Below are 9,387 nucleotides of genomic sequence, written 5' to 3'. Positions count from 1 at the left end.
CGACCGCCGGTCAGCCAAGGAGTGGAGTTGTCCGACCGTCTGCACGTACTCACCGCCATCTACCAGTCGGACCGTTCCGACCGCTCCACCGCTCTCACGGTGAGCCTCGCCACCGTCGCCGCCGCCGTCACCTACCTCATCGGCACCATCGCGTTCTACGACAAACTCGACCTCCTGGGGTGGACCATCTGCCTCCTGCCGTCCCCGCTCTTCTGTGTCGCCGCCTTCCAGGCCCACCTGGTCAATCTCGCCGCAGTCCGGGCCCGTTCCATCCTCATCCTCGAACGGACCCTCCTCGACGCGGTCGAGTCGCCCGGCAGCACGCTGGACCGTGACGTCATCGGTGTCGCGGCGAGCGAACGAGCTTCCAACCTCCACACCGCCACGACCTCGCAGCGCGCGGTGATCCTCCTGGCCTATGGAGGCGTGGGCCTCATATACCTCGCCTACACGGCCCTGCTGCTCGCCAAGGCGACCCGTCACATGGACGCCTGGATCACCGTCCCCGCTGTCTGCTACGCCGTGTTGCTGGTGCTTCTCGTCCTGGCGTGGCGCGACTGCCTCAGGAGCCTCGTCCTGTGACCCGGAGGGAGCACGCGATCGCCGCCGCGCGGACCGAAGTCCGCGCGGCGGCGATGTGTGGCCGGCCCCGGGACCGTACCGGGGCCGGCACGTCAGGGGCGGTTGGTGAGGTAGCCGCCCATGGAGGTGAAGTACTCGGCCGCGGGCAGTTCCCGGCCGTCCTCGGTCCGTACGCGGGTGATGGCGAGGCCCTGGTTGCGGCCGGTGCGGGCGTCGGCACCGGCGACGATCACCACGCCGTCGCCCTCGCGGTAGAAGACGCGGCCGGGAGTGCCGCCGTAGCGGCCCTCGGACACGAAGGCGGCCAGGACGTCGAGCCGCTTGCCGCGGTGGAAGGTGTAGGCGCTGGGGTACGGCTCGGACTGGGCGCGGACCAGGCGCTCCAGATCCGCCGCCGGCCAGGTCCAGTCGATGCGGCTGTCCTCGTCGGCGCGCTTGTGGAAGAAGGACGCCTGGGAGCGGTCCTGCTTGGTGAACTCGGTCTGGCCGGAGGCGATGAGGCCGAGCGCGCCGATGGTTACGGGGGCGATGAGGTCGACGGTCTTGTGGAAGAGGTCGGTGGCGGTGTCCGTGGGACCGACCGGCACCGCCTCCTGCCGGACGATGTCGCCGGCGTCGAGCTCGTCGTTCATCATGTGCGCCGTGACGCCGACTTCGGGCTCGCCGTTGATGAGGGCCCAGATCAGCGGGGAGAAGCCGGCGTACTTGGGCAGCAGCGAGTCGTGCACGTTCAGCGTGCCGTGGCGCGGGAGGTCGAAGATGCGCGGGGGGATCCACGTCCGCCAGTTGTTGGCCACGATGATGTCCGCGTCGGCCTCCTTGAGGCGCTCGAACAGCTCGTCGTCGTCCGGGCGGTTGCGGATCAGCACGGGCACGCCGTGCTCCTCGGCGAGGTCGGCGACCGAGTCGCTCCAGATCTTCTCGTACGCGTGCTCGCTCTTGGGGTGCGTCACGACCAGCACGACGTCGTGCTCGGACTCCAGGAGGGCTTGCAGGGTGCGATGCCCCCAGGTCTGGTAACCGAACATGACGACCCGCATGGGGTTCCTCCTCAGAGCAAGGGTATGGCCGACGTAAGTAAAGCAAGCCTTACCTTAGTTTGCAACGGGTGTGCATAGTGCCCCAGTTGGTGAGGTGCCATCCGGAGGCTGTCCGTTTTGTCCAGTCGACACCGTGATGGGTTTAGCTTAGGCTCACCTAAGTTCCCTGGCGTGCCGTTTCGTTGGCATGCCCGCCTTTCGTTCTCTCCACACCTGACACGCGGCTGCCCCGCACGATGGGAGTGACATGTCGCAGGTTCTTCCTGGTGACGCACAACCGGTCCACGACCTCATTGGCATCGGCTTCGGACCGTCCAATGTGGCCATGGCTATCGCGCTCCGCGAGCACAACGCGCGCGTCGGCAGGCAGGAGGCAGTCACCGCTCACTTCTTCGAGCAGCAGCCCCGCTTCGGCTGGCACCGCGGCATGCTCATCGACGACGCCACCATGCAGGTCTCCTTCCTCAAGGACCTGGTGACGCTGCGGAACCCGTCCAGCGAGTACAGCTTCCTCTGCTACCTGCAGAGCAAGGGCCGGCTGATCGACTTCATCAACCACAAGAACCTGTTCCCGCTGCGCGTGGAGTTCCACGACTACTTCGAGTGGGCCGCGTCCCAGGTCGACGACATGGTCTCCTACGGCCACGAGGTCGTCGGCGTCGCGCCCGTGACCCGAGACGGCGTCGTGGAGTACCTCGACGTGACCGTCCGGTCGGGGGAGGGGCTCGAGGTCCACCGGGCCCGCAACCTCGTCATCGGCACGGGGCTGCGCCCCCTCATGCCCGAGGGTGTGGAGCGCGGCGACCGCGTCTGGCACAACTCCGAACTGCTGGCGAAGGTCGACGAGCTCGAGGGCACGTCACCCTCCCGGTTCGTCGTCGTGGGCGCCGGACAGAGCGCCGCCGAGAACGTCGCCTACTTGCACCGTCGCTTCCCCGAGGCCGAGGTCTGCGCGGTCTTCTCCCGCTACGGCTACAGCCCCGCCGACGACAGCGCCTTCGCCAACCGGATCTTCGACCCCCAGGCGGTCGACGAGTACTTCTCGGCACCCGAGGACGTCAAGCGCCGGCTGATGGACTACCACGGCAACACCAACTACTCCGTGGTGGACATCGACCTGATCGACGACCTCTACCGGCAGTCGTACCGGGAGAAGGTCCTGGGCGCCGAGCGCCTGCGCTTCCTCAACGTCTCCAGGCTCACCGGCGTCAAGGAGACGCCAACCGGCGCCCGGGCCACCGTGACGTCCCTCGTCACCGGCGAGGAGACCGACCTGGACGCGGACGTCGTGGTCTTCGCCACCGGCTACAGCCAGGCCGACCCCACCGGCCTGCTCGGCGAGGTCGCCGACCGCTGCGCCCGCGACGACGAGGGCCGCGTGCGCGTCGAGCGCGACTACCGCATCGCGACCGACCCCGGCCTGCGCTGCGGCATCTACCTGCAGGGCGGCACCGAGCACACCCACGGCATCACGTCGTCCCTGCTCTCCAACACGGCCATCAGGGTGGGCGAGATACTGGACTCGCTCCTCGGCCATGGCTCCGGACCCGCCGCCGAGGACGCCCGGACGCTCGCCGACGACACCGGCAGCCCCGCCCGCTAGGCGCTCCGCCGCGGGGGCCGAGACCGGTCGTCGACCGGCCGCGCCGCCGCCATGGCCGATCGCGCCCACGCGGCGGACCGCATATCGACACAGCCCCGCGCCACTTCAGGGCGGGAACAGACACCGCCAGGTCAAGTCGCCGACCGCACAAGGGATAACGTACGTCGACATGGGCACGACTGCTGCAGTTGAGCGCCCCACGCCCAGGGGCACGTCGAAGGCCCGTCGGCGGCGGGCCGTGGGCTTGGGCACCCTCGTGGCGCTCCTGGTGATCGCCACGGTGCTGTCGTTGGCCGTCGGCGCTCGCGCGTTGAGTCCCGCCGACGTGTGGCACGGGCTGTTCGCGGACCCGGACTCCGACCAGCGGCTCACCGAGATCCGGCTCATCGTGCGGACCGTGCGGGTGCCCCGGACGGTTCTCGGGGTCGTGGCGGGCATCGCCCTTGGCGTCGGCGGGGCGTTGATCCAGGGATACACGCGCAACCCGATCGCCGACACGGGCCTGCTGGGCGTGAACTCCGGAGCCTCGTTCGCGGTCGTGGTGGCGATCTCCGTGTTCGGGTTCGGCAACCCGTTCCAGTACGTCTGGTTCGCCTTCCTGGGGGCGGGGATCGCCGGTGTCGTCGTGTTCGGGCTGGCGAGCATCGGCCGGGGGGCCGGCAACCCGCTGACGCTCGCACTGGCCGGACAGGGGGTCACGGTGTTCCTGGCGGCGATGACCACGGCGGTCGCGCTCTCGGACCAGCAGGCCCTGAACGCCCTGCGGTTCTGGAACTCGGGCTCGCTGAACGGGACCGGCTTCGACGTCATCTGGCCGGTCACCGCCTTCATCGCCGCCGGTCTCGTGCTGGCCCTGACCACGCTGCCTTCCCTGAACCTGATGAACCTGGGTGACGACGTCGCGCGGGGACTGGGCGTGAACATCGCGCTGAGCCGGACCGTCGGCATCGCCGCCATCACCCTGCTGGCCGGCGCGGCGACGGCCGCCTGCGGACCCATCGCGTTCCTCGGGCTCATGGTGGCCCACGTGGCCCGGTACCTGACCGGGCCGGACTACCGCTGGCTGGTGCCGTACGCCGGTCTGCTCGGGGCCGTCGTCCTGCTGGTCTGCGACATCGTGGGCCGACTGGTGGTGCGGCCGGGCGAGTTGGACGCGGGTGTCGTCGTGGCGCTCCTCGGCGCGCCGTTCTTCGCGGTTCTGGTGTGGCGCGGAAAGTTCAGGAAAGCATGAACGTGACAGATGTGAAGCCGTCGGTGATGCCGGGCGTGCGGCTCGGCCGTGTGTCGTTCGTCTGGCGGCCCTGGATCCTGTGCGTGACGCTGCTGCTGGCGACGGCGACCTTCCTGGTGTTCTGTCTGTCCGTCGGCGTCGGGGACTTCCCCATCAGCCTGTCGCGGGTGATCGCGACGATCCTCGGGCGGGGCGAGCAGGTCGACCAGTTCGTGATCATGGACCTGCGGATGCCGCGGGCCCTGGCCGGGCTCGTCGTGGGCATCGCGCTGGGGGTCTCCGGGGCGATCACGCAGTCCATCGCCCGCAATCCCCTGGCCAGCCCGGATGTTCTCGGCATCACCTCGGGCGCCAGCGCGGTCGCGGTGTTCCTGGTGACCGTGTCGGGTGGCACCGCCGCCGCGATCGTCAACTCCGTGGGCCTGTCGGCGGCGGCGCTCGCGGGCGGGCTCGGCACGGGCCTGCTGGTGTACTTCCTGGCCTGGCGGCGCGGGATCGACGGCTTCCGGCTCATCCTCATCGGCATCTCCGTGAGCGCCGTGATGCAGGCGATCACGACCTGGCTGCTCGTCACGGCCGACATCAGGGACGTGGCCAAGGCCCAGGCGTGGCTCGTCGGTTCGCTGGAGGACCGCGCGTGGGGCGAGGTCCGGGTGGCGCTGTGGTGCTCGCTCGTCCTCCTCGTCGTGGTGTCCTTCGTCGCGTTCCAGTTCAAGCCGATGCACTTCGGCGACGAGGTCGCCGCCGGCCTGGGCGTCCGGTACGCGGCGGTACGGGCGGTCCTGCTGCTGTGCGCGGTGCTGCTGGCCGGGGTGGCGGTGAGCGCGGCGGGTCCGGTCCCCTTCGTCGCGCTGGTGGCGCCGCAGGTGGCGATGCGTCTGGCGCGGTGCCCGACACCGCCGATGGTGGCGTCGGGTCTGGTGGGCTCGTTGCTGCTGATCGGTTCGGACCTGGTCGCGCGTACGGCACTGCCGGTCTCGCTCCCGGTCGGCGTGGTCACCGCCGCGATCGGCGGCCCCTTCCTCGTCTATCTGCTGGTGCGGGCGAACCTCAGATAGGTGTACAAGAGTCAGGCATACCTAAGTAAGGGGGGCTTGTGGTCGCACAGTCCATCACCGAGGCGAAGGCCGGGGTCGATGACGCCTCGCGGCTGGCAGCCAGGGGTGTCACGGTCGGGTACGGCGGCCGGGTCGTCATCGACGGGCTCGACGTGGCGATACCGCCAGGGGTGGTCACCACGATCATCGGCCCCAACGGCTGCGGCAAGTCGACCCTGTTGAAGACGCTGTCGCGGCTGCTCAAGCCGACCGGGGGAACCGTCGTCCTGGACGGCGAGGACATCGGCCGGCTCAGGACCCGGGACGTGGCGAAGAAGCTCGGCCTGCTGCCGCAGGCGCCGGTCGCGCCGGAGGGGCTGACGGTGGCCGACCTTGTCGCCAGGGGCCGCCATCCGCACCAGAGCTGGCTGCGGCAGTGGTCCTCGGACGACGCCGAGGTGGTGGAACGCGCGCTGGCCATGACGGGCGTGTCCGATCTGGCGGACCGCCCGGTCGACGCGCTGTCCGGCGGGCAGCGCCAGCGCGTCTGGATCTCGATGACGCTGGCTCAGGGCACCGATCTGCTGCTGCTGGACGAGCCGACGACCTATCTGGACCTGGCGCACGCGATCGACGTCCTGGACCTGGTGGACGACCTGCACGAGTCGGGCTGCACCGTCGTCATGGTGCTGCACGACCTCAACCTGGCCACGCGCTACAGCGACAACCTCGTGGTGATGAGGGAGGGTTCGATCCTGGCGCAGGGCCACCCGCGCGACGTGATCACCGCCGAGCTGCTGCACGAGGCGTTCGGGCTGCGCGCACAGGTCATCGACGACCCGGTGGGGGACCGGCCGCTCATCGTGCCGATCGGTCGCACGCACGTCCAGTTGGACACATCCCGATAAAGACGGAGAAGTAAGGCTAGGCTAACCTCATTCCCTCACGGTAAGGTTTGCCTGCCCTTAGGCGAGGGTGCAGCGAACTAGCGCGAAAGCAAGGGGTTTTGGATGCTCCTCCATCGAACGACGCTCAGAAGGCCCTGGCGGCGTATGGCGGCGACACTGGCCGCCGCCACCCTCGGCGTCGGTCTCCTCACGGGATGCGGTTCCGACTCGGCGGACAAGACGGACCAGCAGAACGACGGCACGCAGGCCGCGGCCGCCGGTGCCTTCCCGGTCACCGTGGAGCATGCCTTCGGATCCACGACGGTCGACAAGGCGCCCAAGCGGGTCGTCTCCGTCGGCTACACCGACGACCAGACCATCCTGGCGTTCGGCATCAAGCCCGTCGGCATGGTCGACCAGTACCCCAACCCTCCGGGCAAGAGCCCTGACATCAACACCCAGTGGCCCTGGGTGAAGGACAAGTGGGGCGACACCAAGCCCGAGGTCGTCATGAAGAACGGCGACTCCGGCCCCAACTACGAGAAGATCGCCGCCCTGCGCCCGGACCTGATCGTGGGGGTCTACTCCGAGATCGACAAGGCCGCCTACGACAAGCTGTCCAAGATCGCCCCGACGGTGGCGCGCACCAAGGCCGAGAAGGAGCCCTTCAGCGCCCCCTGGCAGGACAACGCGCTCCACATCGCCAAGGCCCTCGGCAAGGCGAAGGAGGGCGAGAAGATGGTCCAGGACATCCAGGGCCAGCTCGACACGGCCAAGAAGGACCACCCGGAGCTCGGCAAGCAGACCGCTGTCGCGCTGTCCTGGTACGAGGACTCCGTGGCGCCGTTCACCTCCACCGACGTGCGCGGCCGGCTCGTGACGGGTATCGGCTTCAAGTACCAGACCGAGATCGACAAGGTCGCGGGCGGCAGCTTCTACACCAGGCTCTCGCCGGAGCGCGTCGACCTCGTCGACGTCGACCACATCTTCGTCATCAACGACAAGGCCGACACCGAGGCGCTGAAGAAGTTCAAGCTCTTCGCCAACCTGGACGCCGTGAAGAAGGGCAACGTGTCGTACCTGCTGGACAGTGAAGGGCCTGCGGTCGGCGCGGCCATCTCCCAGGGCACCCTGCTGTCCATGCCGTACGCGATCGACGAGCTCGTCAAGTCGGTCGATCAGTAAGTGAGCACCACCGCAACGCGCCTCGCCCCGGCGACCCTGCGCACGACGACCGGACGCGAGGCCACTCGATGGGTCACGGCGCACTGCCGTGAGATGCCCTGGCTGACGGCCGCCACCGTGCTCACCACGGTCGCGGGGGCGGCGCTCCAGGTGCTCCCGGTGCTCCTGCTCGGCCGGGTGGTCGACGGGGTCGTCGGGGGCGAAGAACGATCGATCCTGGTCACGATCGGGGTGTTGATCGGTGCCGCCGCGCTGCTCGGCGCGGCGGCCACCGCGGTCTCGACCTACCTGATCGGGCGGCTGGGCGCGGATCTGCTCGCCCGGCTGCGCGAAGGCGCAGTCCGGGCGGTGCTCGGGATGCCGAGCGCCCGGATCGAGCAGGTCGGCCGGGGAGACGTGCTCTCCCGGGTCGGTGACGACGTGGCCGTGCTGTCCAAGGGCATCCGCACGGCCGTGCCCACCGTGTTCTCGGCGGGCGTGCTGGTCGTCATCGCCACCCTCGGCATGTTCGGTCTGGACTGGCGGCTCGGCCTGGCGGGCGCCGGCGCACTGCCCGCCTACGCCCTGGCCCTGCGCTGGTATCTGCCCCGGTCCGCTCCGCTCTACCGGAAGCAGCGGGTGGCCCAGGCCGACCGGGCGCAGGCGTTCATCAGCGGCCTGAACGGCATCGACACGGTCCGGGCGTACCGCCTCGAGGGCGCCTTCCGCGAGAAGGTCACCAGCGAGTCGTGGCGGGTGCGCGACCTCGGCATCGAGGTGTTCCGGTTCTTCGGCCGGTTCGTCGGCCGGGAGAACCGCGCCGAGTTCATCGGTCTCGTCCTGATCCTCCTCGTGGGATACGCCCTGCTGGAGGCCGACGCCGCCAGCCTGGGCGAGGTGTCGGCGGCTCCGCTGCTGTTCCACCGGCTGTTCACCCCGCTGGGCGCCATCATGTTCACCTTCGACGAGGCGCAGAAGTCGGGCGCGAGCCTGACCCGTCTGGTCGGGGTGCTGGGGGAGGCCGCCGAGGAGCGGCTGGTGGGCGACGAGTCCGTGCCGGCGGCACAGGCCGGTTCGTACCCGGTGGCGGTGCGGGGGCTGACGTTCCGTTACCCCGGCTCCGAGGATCCGGTGCTGCGGGACGTCGACCTGACCATTCCCGCCGGTGGTTCGCTCGCCCTGGTGGGGGCGACGGGCGCGGGCAAGACGACCCTGGCCGCGCTGATCGCCGGCATAGGGACCCCGGAAGCCGGGTCCGTGCGGGTCGGGCCGACCGATCTCGCCGACCTCGACGAGGCCGGAGCGCGGGCCCTGGTGAGCATCCTGACGCAGGAGACGCATGTGTTCTCCGGTCCGCTCGCCGAGGACCTGCGGCTGGCCGCGCCGGAGGCGACCGACGCCGAACTGATGGACGCCCTGCGCACCGTCGGTGCCGACGGCTGGGTCGACGCGCTGCCCGACGGGCTGAACACCTCGGTCGGCGAGGGCGGCGAGCGCCTGGACGTCACCAAGGTCGCCCAGATCGCCCTGGCCCGGCTGGTGCTGGGCCGGGCGCCGGTGGTGGTGCTCGACGAGTCGACCGCGGAGGCCGGCAGCGAGGGAGCCGCCGAGCTGGAGCGGGCCGTACTGGCCGCGTGCGCGGGCCGGACGACACTGTTCGTGGCGCACCGGCTGACGCAGGCGATGGCCGCCGACCGGATCGCCGTGCTGGACGCGGGACGCGTCGTGGAACAGGGCACGCACGAGGAACTGGTGGCTCTGGGCGGCCGCTACGCGCGACTGTGGCGGGCCTGGCGAGAGGGTAGTTAGGCAACCCTTATTTAGGTTAGCCTAACTCCACATT

Annotated in this window: 8 protein-coding genes; 7 read left to right on the top strand and 1 reads right to left on the bottom strand. The window is 69.8% G+C overall.

What is annotated here, in order from left to right; genetic code table 11:
- Nucleotides 1-27: 27 nt before the first annotated feature.
- Nucleotides 28-582, top strand: a complete 555-nt coding sequence (locus OG542_RS04845; RefSeq protein ID WP_184587865.1) for a hypothetical protein — start codon at nt 28-30, stop codon at nt 580-582.
- 92 nt (nt 583-674) lie between these two features.
- On the opposite strand, the gene OG542_RS04840 is transcribed toward OG542_RS04845, so the two are convergent.
- Nucleotides 675-1,622 carry a methionyl-tRNA formyltransferase gene (locus tag OG542_RS04840; protein ID WP_261679606.1) on the bottom strand — a complete coding sequence of 316 codons (948 nt, stop codon included), beginning with the start codon at nt 1,620-1,622 and terminating at the stop codon, nt 675-677.
- Nucleotides 1,623-1,869: 247 nt separating this feature from the next.
- On the opposite strand from OG542_RS04840, the gene OG542_RS04835 reads away from it, so the two are divergent.
- The 6 genes from OG542_RS04835 (at nt 1,870) to OG542_RS04810 (ending at nt 9,353) form a co-directional block, all read left to right on the top strand.
- Nucleotides 1,870-3,225 (top strand): lysine N(6)-hydroxylase/L-ornithine N(5)-oxygenase family protein, encoded by a 1,356-nt coding sequence (locus OG542_RS04835; protein ID WP_328408512.1) that lies wholly within the window; start codon nt 1,870-1,872, stop codon nt 3,223-3,225.
- A gap of 169 nt (nt 3,226-3,394) precedes the next feature.
- Nucleotides 3,395-4,456, top strand: a complete 1,062-nt coding sequence (locus OG542_RS04830) for a FecCD family ABC transporter permease (RefSeq protein ID WP_328408510.1) — start codon at nt 3,395-3,397, stop codon at nt 4,454-4,456.
- The gene (locus tag OG542_RS04825; protein WP_328408508.1) at nt 4,453-5,514 is read left to right on the top strand and encodes a FecCD family ABC transporter permease; all 1,062 of its coding nucleotides are present in this window, start codon (nt 4,453-4,455) and stop codon (nt 5,512-5,514) included. The genes OG542_RS04830 and OG542_RS04825 overlap by 4 nt, the downstream gene beginning before the upstream one ends.
- Nucleotides 5,515-5,552: 38 nt before the next feature.
- Nucleotides 5,553-6,401, top strand: a complete 849-nt coding sequence (locus OG542_RS04820; RefSeq protein ID WP_328408506.1) for an ABC transporter ATP-binding protein — start codon at nt 5,553-5,555, stop codon at nt 6,399-6,401.
- Nucleotides 6,402-6,503: 102 nt separating this feature from the next.
- Nucleotides 6,504-7,565 carry an iron-siderophore ABC transporter substrate-binding protein gene (locus tag OG542_RS04815; protein ID WP_328408504.1) on the top strand — a complete coding sequence of 354 codons (1,062 nt, stop codon included), beginning with the start codon at nt 6,504-6,506 and terminating at the stop codon, nt 7,563-7,565.
- Entirely contained in the window at nt 7,566-9,353 is a 1,788-nt protein-coding gene (locus tag OG542_RS04810) for an ABC transporter ATP-binding protein (protein WP_328408502.1), read from the top strand.
- Nucleotides 9,354-9,387: the final 34 nt, after the last annotated feature.

Origin of the sequence: Streptomyces violaceus (assembly GCF_036014075.1) — a bacterium.
GTDB classification, from domain to species: domain Bacteria; phylum Actinomycetota; class Actinomycetes; order Streptomycetales; family Streptomycetaceae; genus Streptomyces; species Streptomyces violaceus.
Note: the sequence above shows the minus strand (reverse complement) of the source record. Positions and strands in the feature narration are given on the sequence as shown.

Excerpts from the sequence above, each read along its gene's own strand:
- OG542_RS04840 (WP_261679606.1), bottom strand. The coding sequence starts at position 1,622 with ATGCGGGTCGTCATGTTCGGTTACCAGACCTGGGGGCATCGCACCCTG.
- OG542_RS04835 (WP_328408512.1), top strand. The coding sequence starts at position 1,870 with ATGTCGCAGGTTCTTCCTGGTGACGCACAACCGGTCCACGACCTCATT.
- OG542_RS04830 (WP_328408510.1), top strand. The coding sequence starts at position 3,395 with ATGGGCACGACTGCTGCAGTTGAGCGCCCCACGCCCAGGGGCACGTCG.
- OG542_RS04825 (WP_328408508.1), top strand. The coding sequence starts at position 4,453 with ATGAACGTGACAGATGTGAAGCCGTCGGTGATGCCGGGCGTGCGGCTC.
- OG542_RS04815 (WP_328408504.1), top strand. The coding sequence starts at position 6,504 with ATGCTCCTCCATCGAACGACGCTCAGAAGGCCCTGGCGGCGTATGGCG.